Source organism: Paracoccus chinensis, from assembly GCF_900102885.1.
GTDB classification, from domain to species: Bacteria; Pseudomonadota; Alphaproteobacteria; order Rhodobacterales; family Rhodobacteraceae; genus Paracoccus; species Paracoccus chinensis.
The window spans coordinates 26329-43487 of the sequence record NZ_FNGE01000005.1 but is presented as its reverse complement, the minus strand read 5'-3'; the positions used below and the strand labels follow the sequence as shown (position 1 = coordinate 43487).

General features: G+C 67.7%; 19 protein-coding genes. 11 read left to right on the top strand and 8 right to left on the bottom strand.

Translation table 11 applies throughout. The annotated features are described in order from the left end of the window. The first annotated feature begins 1 nt into the window (after position 1). The 4 genes from BLQ03_RS06655 (at position 2) to BLQ03_RS06640 (ending at position 2592) form a co-directional block, all read left to right on the top strand. Positions 2 to 775: a hypothetical protein gene (locus BLQ03_RS06655; RefSeq protein ID WP_090754122.1), complete on the top strand. Its 774-nt coding sequence runs from the start codon at positions 2 to 4 to the stop codon at positions 773 to 775. A gap of 109 nt (positions 776 to 884) precedes the next feature. After that, the gene (locus BLQ03_RS06650; protein ID WP_245688708.1) at positions 885 to 1421 is read left to right on the top strand and encodes a hypothetical protein; all 537 of its coding nucleotides are present in this window, start codon (positions 885 to 887) and stop codon (positions 1419 to 1421) included. A 42-nt stretch (positions 1422 to 1463) separates the two neighbouring features. Next, positions 1464 to 2243 carry a succinate dehydrogenase iron-sulfur subunit gene (locus BLQ03_RS06645; RefSeq protein ID WP_090754120.1) on the top strand — a complete coding sequence of 260 codons (780 nt, stop codon included), beginning with the start codon at positions 1464 to 1466 and terminating at the stop codon, positions 2241 to 2243. A gap of 166 nt (positions 2244 to 2409) precedes the next feature. After that, positions 2410 to 2592: a hypothetical protein gene (locus BLQ03_RS06640; protein ID WP_090754118.1), complete on the top strand. Its 183-nt coding sequence runs from the start codon at positions 2410 to 2412 to the stop codon at positions 2590 to 2592. A gap of 47 nt (positions 2593 to 2639) precedes the next feature. Here BLQ03_RS06640 and BLQ03_RS06635 read toward each other — a convergent pair whose 3' ends face one another. Further along, entirely contained in the window at positions 2640 to 2987 is a 348-nt protein-coding gene (locus tag BLQ03_RS06635; RefSeq protein ID WP_090754116.1) for an ArsR/SmtB family transcription factor, read from the bottom strand. Positions 2988 to 3157: 170 nt separating this feature from the next. Here BLQ03_RS06635 and BLQ03_RS06630 point away from each other — a divergent pair, with 170 nt between their 5' ends. The 5 genes from BLQ03_RS06630 to BLQ03_RS06610 all read left to right on the top strand — a co-directional run bounded on the left by BLQ03_RS06630 (position 3158) and on the right by BLQ03_RS06610 (position 6115). Further along, entirely contained in the window at positions 3158 to 3547 is a 390-nt protein-coding gene (locus BLQ03_RS06630; protein ID WP_245688707.1) for an AtpZ/AtpI family protein, read from the top strand. A gap of 2 nt (positions 3548 to 3549) precedes the next feature. Beyond that, a complete protein-coding gene (locus BLQ03_RS06625) occupies positions 3550 to 4296 on the top strand; it encodes a F0F1 ATP synthase subunit A (protein WP_245688706.1) in 747 nt (248 codons plus the stop codon). Positions 4297 to 4350: 54 nt separating this feature from the next. After that, entirely contained in the window at positions 4351 to 4593 is a 243-nt protein-coding gene (locus BLQ03_RS06620; protein ID WP_090754114.1) for a F0F1 ATP synthase subunit C, read from the top strand. A gap of 476 nt (positions 4594 to 5069) precedes the next feature. After that, a complete protein-coding gene (locus BLQ03_RS18820) occupies positions 5070 to 5558 on the top strand; it encodes a F0F1 ATP synthase subunit B' (protein WP_245688716.1) in 489 nt (162 codons plus the stop codon). Continuing rightward, on the top strand, positions 5558 to 6115 hold the full coding sequence (locus BLQ03_RS06610; RefSeq protein ID WP_090754448.1) for a F0F1 ATP synthase subunit B: 558 nt from the start codon (positions 5558 to 5560) through the stop codon (positions 6113 to 6115). Before BLQ03_RS18820 ends, BLQ03_RS06610 begins: the two co-directional genes overlap by 1 nt. A gap of 71 nt (positions 6116 to 6186) precedes the next feature. On the opposite strand, the gene BLQ03_RS06605 is transcribed toward BLQ03_RS06610, so the two are convergent. Continuing rightward, positions 6187 to 6849, bottom strand: a complete 663-nt coding sequence (locus BLQ03_RS06605; protein ID WP_090754446.1) for a YiaD family glycine zipper/OmpA-like lipoprotein — start codon at positions 6847 to 6849, stop codon at positions 6187 to 6189. 265 nt (positions 6850 to 7114) lie between these two features. Here BLQ03_RS06605 and nth point away from each other — a divergent pair, with 265 nt between their 5' ends. Both nth and BLQ03_RS06595 read left to right on the top strand, forming a co-directional pair. Beyond that, positions 7115 to 7768: an endonuclease III gene (gene nth / locus BLQ03_RS06600; protein ID WP_425415723.1), complete on the top strand. Its 654-nt coding sequence runs from the start codon at positions 7115 to 7117 to the stop codon at positions 7766 to 7768. Between the two features lie 65 nt (positions 7769 to 7833). Further along, positions 7834 to 8820, top strand: coding sequence for an adenosine kinase (locus tag BLQ03_RS06595; protein ID WP_090754109.1), 987 nt, complete (start codon positions 7834 to 7836; stop codon positions 8818 to 8820). A 3-nt stretch (positions 8821 to 8823) separates the two neighbouring features. Here BLQ03_RS06595 and BLQ03_RS06590 read toward each other — a convergent pair whose 3' ends face one another. From BLQ03_RS06590 to BLQ03_RS06565, 6 genes are all read right to left on the bottom strand, one after another. Further along, the gene (locus BLQ03_RS06590) at positions 8824 to 10356 is read right to left on the bottom strand and encodes a PQQ-dependent sugar dehydrogenase (RefSeq protein WP_217629669.1); all 1533 of its coding nucleotides are present in this window, start codon (positions 10354 to 10356) and stop codon (positions 8824 to 8826) included. Between the two features lies 1 nt (position 10357). Beyond that, positions 10358 to 10783, bottom strand: a complete 426-nt coding sequence (locus BLQ03_RS06585) for a DUF2231 domain-containing protein (protein ID WP_090754108.1) — start codon at positions 10781 to 10783, stop codon at positions 10358 to 10360. 134 nt (positions 10784 to 10917) lie between these two features. After that, on the bottom strand, positions 10918 to 13101 hold the full coding sequence (locus tag BLQ03_RS06580) for a 3-hydroxyacyl-CoA dehydrogenase NAD-binding domain-containing protein (RefSeq protein WP_090754106.1): 2184 nt from the start codon (positions 13099 to 13101) through the stop codon (positions 10918 to 10920). A 7-nt stretch (positions 13102 to 13108) separates the two neighbouring features. Beyond that, complete coding sequence (locus tag BLQ03_RS06575; RefSeq protein WP_090754104.1) at positions 13109 to 14320, bottom strand: acetyl-CoA C-acetyltransferase; 1212 nt, start codon at positions 14318 to 14320, stop codon at positions 13109 to 13111. Positions 14321 to 14330: 10 nt separating this feature from the next. Then, positions 14331 to 14957, bottom strand: coding sequence for a glutathione S-transferase family protein (locus BLQ03_RS06570; protein WP_090754102.1), 627 nt, complete (start codon positions 14955 to 14957; stop codon positions 14331 to 14333). Positions 14958 to 15272: 315 nt separating this feature from the next. Further along, positions 15273 to 17048, bottom strand: coding sequence for an acyl-CoA dehydrogenase C-terminal domain-containing protein (locus BLQ03_RS06565; RefSeq protein ID WP_090754099.1), 1776 nt, complete (start codon positions 17046 to 17048; stop codon positions 15273 to 15275). Positions 17049 to 17159 lie beyond the last annotated feature (111 nt).

The window sequence follows — 17159 nt, the reverse complement described above, 5'->3', positions numbered from 1 at the left end:
CATGCCCGACAGCCGCATCGCCCGTCCCGACGGCGCCCCCAGGGGCCTGGTGCGCGCCCATCTGGCGACCTTTCCGGCCCGCGCGGGCATCTTCCGCCGGGTGGTGGACGCCATCCTGCCGCAGGTGGACCGGCTGGTCATCGTCTTCAACGAGATGGACGAGGCGCCCGCTGACCTCGAGGCCGATCCCCGCATCGAGGCGATCACCACCGACCGCGATACCAAGGACCTCGGTCGCTTCTTCACCCGGCCCCGGCCCGACGACATCGTGTTCCTGATCGACGACGACATCGCCTATCCGGCCGACTATGTGGCCCGCTCGATCGAGCGCGCCGATGCGATCGGCTGGGACGGCAACGTCTTCGGCTACGCCGCCTCGGACTTCCGCCACGGCGCGGAAGGCGAGCGCGGCTGGCGCCGCATCCGCCCCGACGCCGCCCTGCCGCAGCCCCTGGGCGTGCGGATGCTGGGCACCGGCACGGCACTTGCACGCGGCGACGCGATCCCCACGATCAGCGAAATGGCGCCCTACCTCGGCCACGCCGACGTGGGCTTCGCCCTGCTGAACCACCGCGCCGGCCGCCGCGCCTGGTCGCTGCCGCGCAAGGGCAAGTGGCTGGCGGATGCCTTGCCCGAGGATCTGGCGTCCTCGCGCCTGTCCCGGACCTTCCGCGCTCAACCCTCCTTGCCGGTGGTTGCCGCTATCAGCGAGATCATGGAGGCGGACCCCGATCATCCTGGCCAGGCCGCTGGTGCGGCCGAGGATGTGGCCTGAGGCAATGCTGCAGGGCACCGATCATCGGGCAGGTGAAAAAGGGCAGGCGGCCGAGCCACGGCCTGCAGCTTCCTTTGCCCTGACGCTTCCGCCCGAAGAGGCGGAGGTTGTGGCGACCACCTACGCCTCCGCCTGGGTGATCCTGGAATACGGCAGCGGCGGCTCGACCTTTCTGGCGCTGCGCTCGGGCGCCGGGTTCGTGATGTCGGTCGAAAGCGACAAGGCCTGGTCCGAGCGGATCGCCGTGGCCATGGGTGCCGAGTTCCCTGACGACCGCTTCCTTGTCCACCATGCCGACATTGGTCCGACCGGCCCTTGGGGACGGCCCGAGGGCAGCGGCGCCTATCGCCGGTTCCACCTTTACGCCACGGGCATCTGGGACCATCCCGGCTTCCGCCATCCCGATGTCGTGCTGATCGACGGGCGCTTCCGCGTGGCCTGCTTCCTGGCCACGATGATCCGCTGCACGCGGCCTGTCACCGTCCTCTTCGATGACTATATCGACCGCAAGTATTACCACTGGATCGAGGAGCTGATCCCCCGCGACGAGATGATCGGGCGGATGGCGCGCTTCACGGTCCGCCCGCAATCCCTGCCGCCCGAACAGCTGACACGCGTCGCGGGCGCCTTCACCGACCCGCGCTGAGCCAGCGAGAACATGGGCGGCACGCCCTGAAAGGATAGCCAGATGGTCCAGTTGAACCTTCCCAAGAACAGCCGCATCCGGGTCGGAAAGACCTGGCCCCGGCCCGAGGGCGCGACGAACCTGCGCCGCTTCAACATCTATCGCTGGGACCCGGATACCGGCGAGAACCCGCGGCTCGACACCTACTGGATCGACCTCGACAAGTGCGGTCCGATGGTCCTGGACGCGCTGATCAAGATCAAGAACGAGATCGACCCGACGCTGACCTTCCGCCGGTCCTGCCGCGAGGGGATCTGCGGGTCCTGCGCGATGAACATCGACGGCGGCAACCACCTCGCCTGCATCTACGGCATGGACGAGATCAAGGGCGACGTGAACATCTATCCGCTGCCGCACATGCCGGTGGTCAAGGACCTGATCCCCGACCTGACCCATTTCTACGCCCAGCACGCGGCGGTGCATCCCTACCTGATCACCGAGACGCCCGCCCCCGGCAAGGAATGGCGCCAGTCGATCGAGGACCGCAAGAAGCTCGACGGCCTTTATGAATGCATCCTCTGCGCCTCCTGCTCGACGGCCTGCCCGAGCTACTGGTGGAACCAGGACCGCTTCATGGGTCCGGCCGCGCTGCTGACCGCCTATCGCTGGATCATCGATTCCCGCGACGAGGCCACGGGCGAGCGGCTGGACGAGCTGGAAGACCCCTTCAAGGTCTATCGCTGCCACACGATCATGAACTGCACCAACACCTGCCCCAAGGGGCTGAACCCGGCGAAGGCCATCGCCGAGATCAAGCACATGATGGTCGAGCGCGCGATCTGATCGCGGCGCGATTGTCTGAAAGGCCGCCCCTTCGGGCGGCCTTTTGCATTGCGGCTATGCGCGGGATCGGATGTGACCGAGCGTCACGCGCATGGCCTGTGCTGCGTTGCAGCACTATATCCAAGCCCGAGGGAGGACCGTCCTCTAGCCAAGGTAAGACACTGACATGAACCGCACCGACCACGCCGACCGTCCGCAGGGCCTGATGGCCGATCTCGACAACCGCGCCCGCTCTGTCCGCCGCCTGCCCAACACGCGCGCGCTGGACGTCCTGACCCAGATGTACGCCTATCACGACATCCAGGCGCCCGCGGGCCAGATGGAGTCGGCCTACGACCACGCGGCCTGAGCCGCGACCGTCGAACCTGAAACGGGGCCGGACAACCGGCCCTTTTTTCATGCCTGATCGTCGGGCGGCATCTGAAGCTCGACGGCGAGGAAGCGCTCGAAGTCGTCGAGGTCCAGCGGATCGACCAGCCCGAAGGCGCGCATCCAGACGGCCGCCGGGCGCATCCCCTCGGGGTCGAGCTTGCACCAGGTGATCCGCCCCCGCCGCTCCTGCTGGATCAGCCCGGCGCTTGCCAGCGTTGCCAAGTGCTTCGAGATCGCGGCGAGGCTGATCCCGAAGGGTGCGGCCACGTCCGTCACCGCCATGTCGTCTTCCAGCAGCATCGACAGGATCGCCCGCCGCGTCGGGTCGGCAAGCGCGGCGAAGATGGCGTCGAGATCGGGTTCCGGGGGCATGGCTCATGCTTAACTGCAGGGTTGAATGATGAACTGCGGCCCCGTGCGCCGCAAGCCGACAGCGCTGATTCAGCTAAGTCATTGAACTTGAAAGGGACGAAACAGGCGGCGCACTGGTTGACTCGGGGCGGGGGACTGCCTATCAGCACCGCAACTCGAAGGGGGCAGGCGTGTCTGACGACGGCGACGACGGCGTCCAGCAGGCGCGAGACGCCGAACGGCTGAAGGCGCTGGAAGAGCGGCTGGCGCAGGCCCGCCGCGACGACCGGCTGACGCCCCCGGGGATGGACAAGTTCGCCCATGCCAACCAGGCGTGGCGGATGGTCATCGAGCTTGTGGCCGGCCTCGCGGTGGGGTTCGGCGTGGGTTTCGGGCTTGACCGGCTGCTCGGCACGACGCCGATCCTGCTGGTGATCTTCATCTTCCTCGGCTTCGCGGCCGGCGTGAAGACAATGCTGCGGACCGCCGCCGAGATGAGCGGGGACGCACCGGGAACAGGGCCGGCCAAGCCGGTGGACGACAGGCCGGCGGGTGATCCGGCGAAGGACGAAAGGGACTGAGCGTGGCGACTGAAGAAAGCACGGGCCTGGTGTTCCATCCGATGGACCAGTTCATCGTCCGTCCGCTGTTCGGCGACGGCCCGATCCACTGGTACACGCCCACCAACGTGACGCTGTGGCTCATGCTGGCGGTGCTGGTGGTGTGGCTGCTGTTCGTCGCGGGCACCTCGGGCCGGTCGCTGATCCCGTCGCGCGTGCAGTCGATGGCCGAGCTGACCTACGGCATGGTCCACAAGATGATCGAGGAAGTGTCGGGCAAGGAAGGCCTGCGCTACTTCCCCTACATCTTCACCCTGTTCTGCTTCATCCTCTTCTCGAACCTGCTGGGCCTGGTGCCCAAGTCCTTCACCACGACCTCGCACATCGCCGTCACCGGCGTGCTGGCGCTCATGGTGTTCCTGGGCGTCACCATCCTGGGCTTCGTGCTGAACGGCACCCATTTCCTCGGCCTCTTCTGGGTCAAGTCGGCGCCGCTGGCGCTGCGCCCGGTGCTGGCCGTGATCGAGCTGATCTCGTACTTCGTGCGTCCCGTCAGCCATTCGATCCGACTTGCGGGCAACCTGCTGGCCGGCCACGCCGTGATCAAGGTCTTCGCCGCCTTCGCCGCCATCGCGGTCGTGGCGCCCGTCTCGATCCTCGCCATCGTCGGCATGTATGCCTTCGAGGTCATGGTCTCGGTCATCCAGGCCTATGTCTTCACCATCCTGACCTGCGTGTACCTCAAGGACGCGCTGCACCCGGGCCACTGACGCCCGAGCGGGATTTCACTTTCCAAACCGTTTCCAAGCCTCAAGGAGCATATCATGGAAAACGTCGCGACCTACGCCGAGCTGGGCAAATACCTGGGTGCTGGCCTGGCCTGCATCGGCATGGCGGGCGCCGCCATGGGCGTGGGCAACGTCGCCGGCAACTACCTGGCGGGCGCCCTGCGCAACCCCTCGGCTGCCGCGTCGCAGACCGCCACGCTGTTCATCGGCATGGCCTTCGCCGAAGCCCTGGGCATCTTCTCGTTCCTGGTCGCCCTGCTGCTGCTGTTCGCAGCCTGATCCCGGCGCCACTCCTTGCTTTTGGGCGGGTGCCTGACGCGCCCGCCCGATTGCCAACCGCAGGCCAGGGATAGGATATGTTCAGCCTTTTGCAGCAGACCGCCCCGACCGCGGTCGAAACGACCACCACCACGGCTCCCGCCGATCAGGGGTCCACGGCGACGACGATCACCGTGCCGCTGAACGGCGAGGCCGCGAGCACCGGTGCGGTCCCCGTCGCGCCCGTCGGGCAGGGTGCGCCGGCCGCCGCGGAATCGACCGCGGCCCAGACACACGCGACCGACTCGATCATCGTGCCGAATGCCAGCGGGGCCGAAGACGCACCCGCCGTGGCGCAGGACGGTGAAGGCCACCTGCCGACCTCGGCCATCATCGAGCACGCCGACGGCACCTCCGAAGCCGTGGGCGCCGCCGTTCCCGGCACCGACGAGACGCACGCCGTGGTCGAGGATCACGCCGCTGCCGAATCCGCCGGGATGCCGCAGCTCGACTTCGCCACCTTCGGCAACCAGATCTTCTGGCTGCTGGTCGCGCTGGCGCTGATCTACTTCATCCTGTCGCGCGTGGCGCTGCCGCGCATCGGCCGCATCCTGGGCGACCGGCAGGGGCTGATGACCGCGGATCTGGCGGCGGCCGAGGACTTCAAGCGCAAGGCGCGCGAGGCCGAGGCGGCTTACGAAAAGGCGCTGGCCGATGCCCGCGCCGAGGCCAACAAGATCGTCGCCGCCAACAAGGCCGAGATCGACGCCGAGCTGAAGACCGCCATCGCCCGTGCGGATGCCGAGATCGCGGCCCGGACGCAGGAATCCGAACGCCGCATCGCCGAGATCCGGCAGTCGGCCGCCTCGGACGCCCGCACCGTCGCCCGCGATGTCGCGGCCGAGCTGGTTCGCGCCTTCGGCGGCAATGCCGACGGCGCGATCGACCAGGCCGTCGACGCCCGCATCAAGGGAGCCGTGCTATGATCGCCCGTCTGACCGCCCTGGGCGCCGCCCTGGCCGCAAGCCCCGCGCTGGCTGCGACCGGGCCCTTCTTCTCGCTGCGCAACACGGACTTCATCGTCCTGCTGGCGTTCCTGGCCTTCATCGGCATCCTGATGTACTACCGGGTGCCGTCGGCGATCGCGCGTCTGCTGGACAAGCGCGCCGAAGGCATCAAGGGGGATATCGCCGAGGCCCGCCGCCTGCGCGACGAGGCGCAGGAGATCTACGCCAACTACGAACGCCGCCAGCGCGAGGTTCAGGGTCAGGCCGATGCCATCGTGGCGAACGCCCGCCGCGAGGCGCTGGCCCAGGCCGACAAGGCCAAGGTGGACCTGCAGACCTCCATCGATCGTCGCCTGCAGACCGCGCAGGACCAGATCTCGGCTGCCGAGACCGAGGCCGTGCGCGCCGTCCGCAACCAGGCCGTTCAGGTCGCCATGGCCGCCGCAACCGAGGTGCTGGGCCGCCAGATGGGCCCCCAGGACCGCAGCGCCGGCATCGACCGCGCCATCGACGACGTGGCGCATCACCTGAACTGACCGCTGCCTGCCAGGCGGAATGAAAGAACCCCCGGTGTCGCCACCGGGGGTTTTCGCTTGTGCCGACCGGCTCAGCGCGTCGGGCGGATGATGATCTCGACCCGGCGGTTCTGCGCGCGGCCTGCTTCGGTGGCGTTCGAGGCGACCGGCTGGCTCGACCCCATGCCGCTGGTGGCGATGCGGTTCGGCGACACGCCGCCCGAGGTGAGGATGGCCGCGACCGAGCGCGCCCGGCGCTGCGACAGGTCCATGTTGTAGGACGCCGCACCCGTCGAGTCGGTGTGGCCGATCACCTGCACCGTCGAGTTCGGATACTGCTGCAGGTTCCGCGCCAGTGCATAAAGGTCGTTCTGGGCCGGACCCGAAACGGCGGCGCTGTCAAAGGCGAACAGCACGCCTTCGGGCAGGGTGACGTTCAGCGACTGCCCGGTGTTGACGACCTGCACGCCGGGCGTGGTCATTTGTTGCTGCAGCGCCCGCGCCTGGGCGTCGAGGACCGAGCCGGCCAGCCCGCCGGCCGCGCCGCCGAGGATCGCCCCGCGCGCGATGTCGCGGCCGCGGTTGTTGCTGTCGTCATCGCGGATCGCGCCGAAGATCGCGCCGGTCGCGGCACCGGCGATCACGCCCTGCTGCGTGCGGCTCATGTTGGTGGGCTGGCCGTAGGGATCGGTCGCGCAGGCGCTCAGCACCATGGCGCCGGATACGGCGAGGATCAGGGGAACGCGACGGGTCATCATACTGTCCTTTCGTAGGCATGGGCCGGGCCGGGAGGTTCTTGCGGCCACCCTTCAACCCGTGGAACGGCAACAGGCTTGCAGAAGTTCCGTTCCTCGGCCAGCAGAAGCCGCTGAACAGGCGTCACTTTCTCTCGACCGGCCGAGAGGCTTGCGTGGCGAAGCAAGGCCGGGCATCACCCTGTGCATGGCCCAGGGTCCGACGTCCCTCCCTCCGACACCCCGCACCCGGCGTGCGGCACCCACGCGGGTCGCGGCGGGGCGCCTGCCGCCGCCCTTGCCCTATGCCGAGCAGGTGGCGATCTTTTCCATCCTGCAGGCGGGCAACCCCAGGCCCGTGACCGAGCTGCAATACCGCGACGCCTTCACGCTGCTGGTGGCGGTGGCCTTGTCGGCGCAGGCGACCGACGTGGGCGTGAACAAGGCGACGCCCGCCCTGTTCGATGCCGCGCCCACGCCGCAGGCCATGGTCGCGCTGGGGGTCGAGGGCGTGACCGAGCACATCAAGACCATCGGCCTGTTCCGGCAGAAGGCGAAGAATGTGGTCGCCCTGTCGCAGCGGCTGGTGGAGGAGTTCGGCGGCGAGGTCCCGACCTCGCGCGCCGCGCTGATGAGCCTGCCGGGCGTGGGGCGCAAGACGGCGAACGTGGTGCTGAACTCGTTCTTCGGCATCCCCGCGCAGGCGGTGGACACCCATATCTTCCGCGTCGGCAACCGCACCCGCATTGCGCCCGGCCGCGATGAATCCGAGGTCGAGCGCGCCATCGAGGACAATGTCCCCGCCGAGTTCCAACAGGACGCCCATCACTGGCTGATCCTCCATGGCCGCTATGTCTGCCAGGCCCGCCGTCCACGCTGCACGATCTGCCCGATCCGCGCCCATTGCCCTTATGAGCCGAAGACGACTGATCCCGTCTGAGGCGACCCCTTGTCCCGGCCGTCCGTCGCCGGTTTAAGCGCAGGAACAGCCAGGGGGAACAGCGCATGGCATATCAGGTGATCGGCATCGGCAACGCTGTCATGGACGTGATCTCGACCGCGGGGGACGCGCAGCTGAACCGGCTGGGGGTGCAGAAGGGCATCATGCAGCTGATCGAGCGCGACCGCGCCGAAGTTCTGACCCACGCCAGCAACGGCGCGCGGCTGATCCCTGGCGGCTCGGTCGCCAACACGCTGGCGGGGCTGGGACGGCTGGGGCTTTCCACTGCCTTCATCGGCCGCGTTGCGGGGGACGACCTCGGCCTTGCCTATGCACGCGACATGGGGACGGACGGCACGGATTTCGTGAACGCGCCGCTGGACGGGGCGGAGCTGCCGACCTCGCGGTCGATCATCTTCGTGACGCCGGACGGCGAGCGGTCGATGAACACCTATCTGGGCATCTCGGCCGAACTGGACGAGGGCGACGTGGACGCGGGTCTGTTTTCCGATGGAAGCTGGCTGTTCCTGGAAGGCTACCTGTTCGACAAGGACAAGGGGAAGGCCGCCTTCCTCAAGGCCGCCGAAGCCTGCCATGCCGCGGGCGGGCAGGCGGGCATCGCGCTCAGCGATCCCTTCTGCGTGGACCGCCACCGCGAGGATTTCCGCCGCCTTGTCGCGGGCCCGATGGACTATGTCATCGGCAACATCCACGAATGGCAGGCGCTTTATCAGGTTGAGGATCTCGAGGAGGCGCTGCGGCTTGCATCTGCCGACTGCGGGACGGTGATCTGCACCCGCTCGGGCGAGGACGCGATCCTGATCCGGGGCGGAGAGCGGGTGACTGCACCGGTCCATCGCGTGACGCCCGTGGACGCAACCGGGGCAGGGGACCAGTTCGCGGCGGGGCTGATCTACGGGCTGGCAACGGGAAAGCCGCTGGCCGTCGCGGGCCGCATGGGCTGCATCGCCGCCGCCGAGGTGATCGGCCATGTGGGCGCCCGCCCCGAGGCGGACGTCATGGCGCTGTTCCGGGCCGAAGGGCTGGCCTGAGCCTTACTGACCGGCCGCCGGTTCTGCGGCCGATCCAGGCGCAGCAGGCGCAGAGGCATCCGGGGTGGCAGGCTCGCCCGCTGTCGGCCCCACAGGCTCATCAGCAGCAGGCGCCAAGGGCTCAGGTGCAGCAGCGCTCGTCCCGGGCTCGGCTGTGGCGGGAGTCACCGGCTCTGGTGTCGCAGGCTCCGCCGCGGCGGGTGTGACCGGCTCGGGGGCAGTCGTGGCGGCGACAGGCTCGTCCGGCGTGATCCGCCAGATCGTGTTGGACAGGTCGTCGGCCACGATCACCGCGCCGCGCGGGTCGACTGTCACACCGACGGGGCGGCCGCGCGTGTTGTCCGCGTCCTGAAGGAAGCCCGTGACGAAGTCGACCGGCTCTCCGGCGGGCCGTCCGTCCTGGAAGGGGATGAAGATCACCTTGTAGCCCGAGGGCGGGTTGCGGTTCCAGCTGCCATGCTCGCCCACGAAGACGCCGTCCGCGAACTGCTCGCCCATCGCGGGAACCGAGAAATCCACCCCCAGTGCCGCGACGTGAGAGCCCAGCGCATAGTCGGGCGCGATGGCCGCCGCGACCTTTTCGGGGTCCTGCGGCTGGACGCGGACATCGACGTTCTGGCCCCAGTAACTGTAGGGCCAGCCGTAGAAGCCGCCCTCCTGCACCGAGGTCAGGTAGTCGGGCACGAGGTTGTCGCCGATCTCGTCGCGCTCGTTCACCACGGCCCAGAGCTGGCCGGTGTCGGGCTGGATCGTCAGCGCCGTGGGGTTGCGCAGGCCGGTCGCATATTGCCGGTGCATCCCCGTTTCCACGTCGATCTGCCAGATCATCGCGCGGTCTTCCTCGGCCTCCATCCCGCGCTCGGTGATGTTGCTGTTGGACCCGATGCCCACATACAGGAAGCGGCCGTCCTCGCTGGCCGTCATGGCCTTGGTCCAGTGGTGGTTGATGACCGAGGGCAGCTGCGCCAGCACTTCGGGGGGGCCACTCGCCTGCGACTGGCCTTCGGTATAGTCGAAGCGTACCACGGTGTCCTGATTGGCGACGTAGATCGCGCCGTTCACGAAGGCGAGCCCGTAGGGAGAGTTCAGGTTCTCGGCAAAGATTTCCTTTGTTTCATAGGTGCCGTCGCCATCGGCATCGCGCAGCAGCGTCAGGCGGTTGCCGCCGGAAACCGAGCTTTTCCCCCAGGCCTTGATGATCCCGGCGATCAGGTCCTTGGGCCGCAGCGCCGGGGCGCCCTGTCCCTTGCCCTCGGCCACGAGGATGTCGCCGTTGGGCAGGATCAGCGTCTGGCGCGGGATCATCAGGTCGGTGGCGATGGGCTGGATCGTGAAGCCCTCGGGCACCACGGGGCGGTCGTCCCCCCACAGGGCGGGGCGGGGGATCTTCATGGTGGGCAGCAGGCCCCGCTGTGGTTCCCCCAGGGTCGGGTTGGGACCGTATTCGGGGGGCGGGGTCTGGTCCTGCGCGGATGCGCCGGTTGCCAGGGCGCCGATCGCGGCGGCGGTGCCAAGCAGATGAAGCAGGCGCATCATGTCACCTTTCAGTCTGGATGCCGGAAAAGCCGATCCATGCCGCGACAAAGGCCAGCAGCGCCGAGATCGACGACAGCCAGATGGCCTCGGGCATGATGGCCCAGGCATCCTTGGCATGGATGAAGGCGTTCAGCAGCCCGAGCACCCACATGGCCAACAGGGCCACGAAATAGAGGATCGTACGCCGCTGCCCCCGCGTTTCACGGCGGAACAGGTTGATCAGCGCCCAGAGCCCGGCGAAGGCGCCCACGAGCAGGCCCCCGGCGTTCAGCCATTGCGCAAAGTTGTGCCACTGGATCTGGAAGGTGGCGTGATAGGCAAGATCGCTGGCCAAGGTTCCAAGGAACAGGGGGAAGGGAAAGGACAGGAGGATCGCGTGCAGCGGGTGGATCGGCCTCGGGTCGGCCCGACCGTAGATTGCAACCATGACTGCGTCCTCGCCGTTTCCCTTGGGTTGCGAACGCAGGCCTTCACGGGGGGTTCCCCCGAGGGTTGCAAAAGACGACGGGCGCCGGAGTTTCCTCCAGCGCCCGCCCTTGGTCCTGTCGCCTCGGGATTGCCTTACGCGGCCTGCTTCTGCCCGCCGAAGCGGCCGTAGAAGCTTTCGCCCCTGGCGGCCATGTCGCGCAGCAGCTTCGGCGGGGCGAAGCGGTCGCCATGTTCGGCGGCGAGCTTGTCCGCCAGTTCCACCGCGCGCTCCGCCCCCAGCATGTCCAGCCAGCCGAAGGGTCCGCCGGTCCAGGGTGCGAAGCCCCAGCCGAGGATCGCGCCCACGTCGCCCTCGCGGATGTCGGTCAGGACGCCCTGTTCCAGCGCCCGCACGGCCTCGAGCGCCTGGACGAACATCAGGCGGTGCTGGACCTCGGTGAGTTCGGGCTGGTCCTCGGCCCGCGCCCAGTTCTCGCCGATACCGGACCAGAGGCCTTGGCGCTTGCCCGCATCGTCATAGTCGTAGAAGCCCGCCTTGGCCTTGCGCCCCATCCGGCCTTCGTCGGCCAGCCTGAAGATGACGGTGTCCACGTCCTCATCGGAATAGGCGTCGCCCATCGCGGCCTTGGTCGCCTTGGCGATCTTCACGCCCAGATCGATTGAGGTCTCGTCCACCAGCTGCAGCGGCCCCAGCGGCATCCCCATCAGCTTGGCCGCATTCTCGACCAGCGTGGGGTTCACCCCTTCACCGACCATGCGGATACCCTCGTTGATATAGGGGATGATGCAGCGGTTGGCGTAGAAGAAGCGGGCGTCGTTGACGACGATCGGCGTCTTGCGGATCTGCCGCACGAAGTCGAGCGCCTTGGCCACCGCGCGATCGCCCGTCTGCTCGCCCCGGATGATCTCGACCAGCGCCATCTTGTCCACGGGGCTGAAGAAGTGGATGCCGATGAACTGATCGGGCCGCTTGCTGGCCTTTGCCAGTTCGCCGATGGGCAGGGTCGAGGTGTTGGTGGCGAAGATCGCATCCTTGGGGATCACCGCCTCGGCCTTCGCGGTCACGTCGGCCTTGACCGAGGGGTCCTCGAACACCGCCTCGACGATCAAATCGCAGCCTTCCAGCGCGGCATAGTCGGTGGTTGCGGTGATGCGGCCCAGGACCTCGGCCTTCTTCTCCTCGGTCACCTTCCGGCGGCTGATGCCCTTGTCCAGAATGCCGGTCGAGTAGGACTTGCCCCGGTCGGCCGCTTCCTGCGTCGAGTCGATCAGCACGACCTCGATGCCCGCGTTGGCCGAGACATAGGCGATGCCAGCGCCCATCATGCCTGCACCCAGGACGCCGACCTTGCGGACCTTCTGGTCGGGAGCCTCGGGGCGGTTCGCGCCCTTTTCCAGCGCCTCCTTGTTGATGAAGAGGCTGCGGATCATGTTGCCGGACGAGGGGTTCATCAGGACATGGGTGAACCAGCGTGCCTCGATCCGCAGCGCGGTGTCGAAGTCGACCAGAGCGCCTTCATAGACCGCCGACAGCAGCGCCTTGGCCGCCGGATAGACGCCCATGGTCTTGCCATGGACCATCGCGGCGGCGCCGAGGAAAGTCATGAAGCCGCCCGGGGTATAGGGCGAGCCGCCGGGCATCTTGTAGCTCTTCTGCTCCCACGGCTTGACCAGGTCGGCGTCGGTGGCCTGCAGGACCCAAGCCTTGGCAGCGGCGACGGGATCCTCCACCACCTCGTCGATGACGCCCGCGCCCTTGGCCTTTGCCGGGTCGTTCATCTTGCCTTCCAGCAGCAGCGGGGCCGCGGCCATCGCGCCCAGCTTGCGGATCAGCCGCGTGGTGCCGCCCGCGCCGGGGAAGATGCCGACCATGATCTCGGGCAGGCCGATCTTGGCCTTGGGGTTGTTCGCGGCGAAGATGCGGTGAGTCGCCAGCGGCAGTTCCAGCCCGATCCCCAGCGCGGTGCCGGGCAGGGCGGCGGCGATGGGCTTGCCGCCCTTCTGCGTCTTGCGGTCCATGCCGGCGAGCTCGATCTTGCGCAGCAGGTGGTGCAGGCTCATCACCCCGTCGAAGACCGCCTGCGGGCCGCCTTCCTTCATCTGCGCGAGTACGTTCAGGTCCATGCCGGCGGCAAAGTCCGCCTTGCCGCTGGTGATGACGATGCCCTTCACGGCCTCATCCGCCAGCGCGTCGTCGATCAGGCTGTTTAACTCGCCCGCACCGTCCATCGACAGCACGTTCATCGACTTGCCGGGCACGTCCCAGGTGATGACGGCGACGCCATCGTCGCCCTTCTGCATCGTGAAATCGGTCATGGCTGCCTCACACCCGCTCGATGATCGTTGCCGCGCCCATGCCGGACGCCACGCAGAGGGTCGCGAGACCCGTTTCCTTGTCCTGCCGCTCCAACTCGTCCAGCAGCGTGCCGATGATGATGGCGCCGGTCGCGCCCAGCGGATGGCCCATCGCGATAGCGCCGCCGTTCACGTTGACCCGCGCGGGATCGACCTGGAAGGCCTGCATGAAGCGCAGCACGACCGACGAGAAGGCCTCGTTCACCTCGAAGAGGTCGATGTCCGAGATGCTCATGCCCGCCTGCTGCAGCACACGTTCCGTCACCGGAACCGGGCCGGTCAGCATGATCGTCGGGTCGGTGCCGATCTTCGCCGTGGCGCGGATGCGCGCGCGGGGCTTCAGGCCGCGGGCCTCGCCCCATTCGCGGCTGCCGATCAGGACCGCGCCGGCCCCGTCCACGATGCCCGAGGAGTTTCCGGCATGGTGGATATGCTCGATCCGGTCGAGATGGGGATATTTCAGCAGCGCGACCTTGTCGAAGCCGGGCATCACCTCGCCCATGTCCTTGAACGCGGGCTTCAGCTTGGCCAGGTCCTCCATCGTCGTGCCGGGGCGCATGTATTCGTCGCGGTCGAGGATCACGATGCCGTTCTGGTCGCGCACCGGGACGATGGATTTTGCGAAACGCCCTTCCTCCCACGCCTGCGCGGCGCGGCGCTGGGACTCGACGCCGAAGGCGTCTGCCTCCTCGCGGGTGAAGCCGTATTCGGTAGCGATGATGTCGGCGGAAATGCCCTGCGGGACAAAATAGGTCTTCATCGCGAGGCTCGGGTCCACGGCGATGGCCGCACCGTCCGAGCCCATGGCCACGCGGCCCATCATCTCGACCCCGCCGGCGATATAGGCGTCGCCCGCGCCAGCCTTGACCTGGTTGGCGGCAAGGTTCACCGCTTCCATGCCGCTCGCGCAGAAGCGGTTGATCGACAGGCCCGGCACCCGCTCGTCGAGTTCCGACAGCAGCACGGCGGATCGCGCAAGGCATCCGCCCTGTTCGCCGACCTGGGTGACGTTGCCCCAGATCACGTCCTCGACGGCATGATCGCTCAGGCCGTTGCGTTCCTTGATCGCGTTCAGCAGGCGTGCGGAAAGCGCGACCGAGGTGACCTCGTGCAGGCTGCCGTCCTTGCGGCCCTTGCCACGCGGCGTGCGGGCGGCGTCATAGATATAGGCGTCGGTCATGCGTCCTCCTTCAGGCCCGGTCGGCAGGGCTGCCGGGCATCAGATCATAGGGGTGCTTCCAGCCGGGCAGACCCGCGATGCGGTTCAGCCAGGCGTTGATATGCGGCCAGTCGGCGCGGTCGAAGCCGAAGGGCTCGGGGTAATACAGGTATCCGCAGCAGGCGAAGTCGGCGATGGTGGGGGCGGTATCGGCCACCCAGTCGCGCGCGGACAGGTGGTCGTTCAGCACCTGGTAGGCGGCCTTCAGGCGGCCCTGCTGGAAGGCGATCACCTCGGCCAGGCGCTTCTCGGGGGGGAGGAAGTTCGAGAGGAAGCGGGTCGAGCCGGCCACGCCCGACAGCTTGTGGTTGTCCCAGAAGAGCCAGCGCAGGACCTCGCTGCGGTCGGTGCCGCCGAAGCGACCGGTGCGCTCTGCCACGTGCAGCTGGATCACGGCGGACTGGGTCAGCGTCAGCCCGCCGTCGCGCAGGACCGGAACCTCGCCCATCGGATTGATGGCACGGAAGGCGGGGCTGCGCGCCTCGCCGTTGAAGAAATCGACCTTGACGGGCTCCCATGCGTAGCCCGCGAGTTCCATCGTCAGCGCGGCCTTGTAGGCGTTGCCCGATTCACCAAAGCACCAGAGTTGCGCCGTCATGCCTGCCCCCGCCGTTGCAACCGGGGGCTTCGCGCCCCCATCGTCATCTATGACGATCCCCCGCGGGATATTTCCGCGAAGAAGAATGAAGAAGAATCTTGTGAAAGATTAACCGTTCCTCAAGGTTTCACCCTCAGCATTGTTCCCACGGTACAGGCTGGGAAGCCGATGACCGTCGAAGGAGAAGACAGCCCCGGTCCGCCAGAGATGCCTACGGGCCGCGCGGACCGGGGCCGCATCCGGCCTGCGTTCTTCTTCGTCCAAATATCCCCGCCGGAGGCTCCGGCCGTGCCGAAGGCGGGGAGGGTGGTCATCTCAGAACTGCTCGGCCGCCAGCGCCATCACCGTGTCCGAGCCTGACTGGATGCGAGCCAGGTGCGTCGCCGTCATCGGCAGCTGCCGCTTCATGTAGTAGCGGCCTGTCGCCAGCTTGGTCCGGTAGAACTCGGCGTCGCCACGGCCCTCGTCCAGCGCATTCTGCGCGGCAACGGCCATCCGGCCCCACATCAGGCCCAGAACCGTATGCCCGAAGAGGTGCATGAAGTCATAAGAGCCCGCTAGGGCGTCGTTCGGGTTCTTCATGCCGCGTTCCATGAAGAACATGGCGGCCGCCTGCAGGTCCTTGGACGCGGCCTTCAGGGGCTCGAGGAAGTCGGCCTTCAGCGCCGCGTTGCCCTCGTTCTCGCGGATGAAGCCCTTGACCATCTCGAAGAAGCCCATGACGTGCTTGCCGCCGTCCAGCGCCAGCTTGCGGCCGACGAGATCCAGCGCCTGGATGCCGTTCGCGCCCTCGTAGATCATGGCGATGCGGGCGTCGCGGACGAACTGCGACATGCCCCATTCCTCGATATAGCCGTGGCCGCCATAGACCTGCTGGGCCTGGACCGTGCCCTCGAAGCCCTTGTCGGTCAGGAAGCCCTTGATGACCGGCGTCAGCAGCGAGACCAGCCCCTCGGCCTGGGCGTCGCCGGCATGGCCGCGGTCGATCAGGTCGGCGCCCCAGAAGGTCAGCGCGCGGGCGCCTTCCAGAAAGGACTTCTGGTCCATCAGCGCGCGGCGGATGTCGGGATGGACGATGATCGGATCGGCAGGGCCTTGGGGATTCTGCACCCCGGTCACCGCGCGGCCCTGCAGCCGGTCGCGGGCGTAGATCACGGCGTTCTGATAGGCGGCCTCGGCCACCGCATAGCCCTGCAGGCCCACGCCCAGCCGCGCCTCGTTCATCATGGTGAACATGGCGCGCATGCCCTTGTGCAACTCGCCCAGAAGCCAACCCTTCGCCCCGTCATAGTTCATGACGCAGGTCGAGTTGCCGTGGATGCCCATCTTCTCCTCGATCTTGCCGACCGAGACAGGCTGGCGCTCGCCCAGAGAACCGTCCTCGTTCACCAGGAACTTCGGCACGATGAAGAGGCTGATGCCCTTGGTGCCCTCGCCGCCGCCGGGCGCCTTGGCCAGCACCAGGTGGATCACGTTCTCGGACAGGTCGTGGTCGCCCGCCGAGATGAAGATTTTCTGGCCGGTGATCAGGTAGCTGCCATCCTCCTGCGGCTCGGCGCGGGTGCGCAGCATGCCGAGGTCCGTGCCGCAATGAGGCTCGGTCAGGTTCATGGTGCCGGTCCAGTCGCAGGACACCATCTTCGGCAGGTAGGTCTGCTTCTGCTCGTCCGTGCCATGGGCGTGGATGGCGGAATAGGCGCCGTGGGTCAGGCCCTGGTACATGTTGAAGGCCATGTTGGCCGCCACGAAGATCTCGCCCGTGGCCACGCCCATCACATAGGGCATCCCCTGGCCGCCGTATTCGGGATCGCAGTCGAGGCCGGTCCAGCCGCCCTCCTTGACCGCCTCGAAGGCGGCCTTGAAGCCCTCGGGCGTGCGGACCACGCCGTTTTCCAGTACGCAGCCCTGGCTGTCGCCGACCGCGTTCAGGGGCGCCAGAACCTCGCTGGCCAGCTGGCCCGCGGCTTCCAGGATCGCCTCGGTGAACGAGGGTTCCAGGTCCGAGCGTCCGGGCAGGTCCGAGGCGGACACGTCGAGGACATCGTGCAGCAGGAACTGCATGTCGCGGATCGGGGCGTTGTAGGCGGTCATGGGGCCTCCACGGCAGCTGTCGCGGATGAGGGCGACGCGCGCCCCGGCCTTGCGGCGGGCGCGCCAAGGCTGCGCTGCATCCACGGGATCACGTCGGATGGCTGCCGTGGC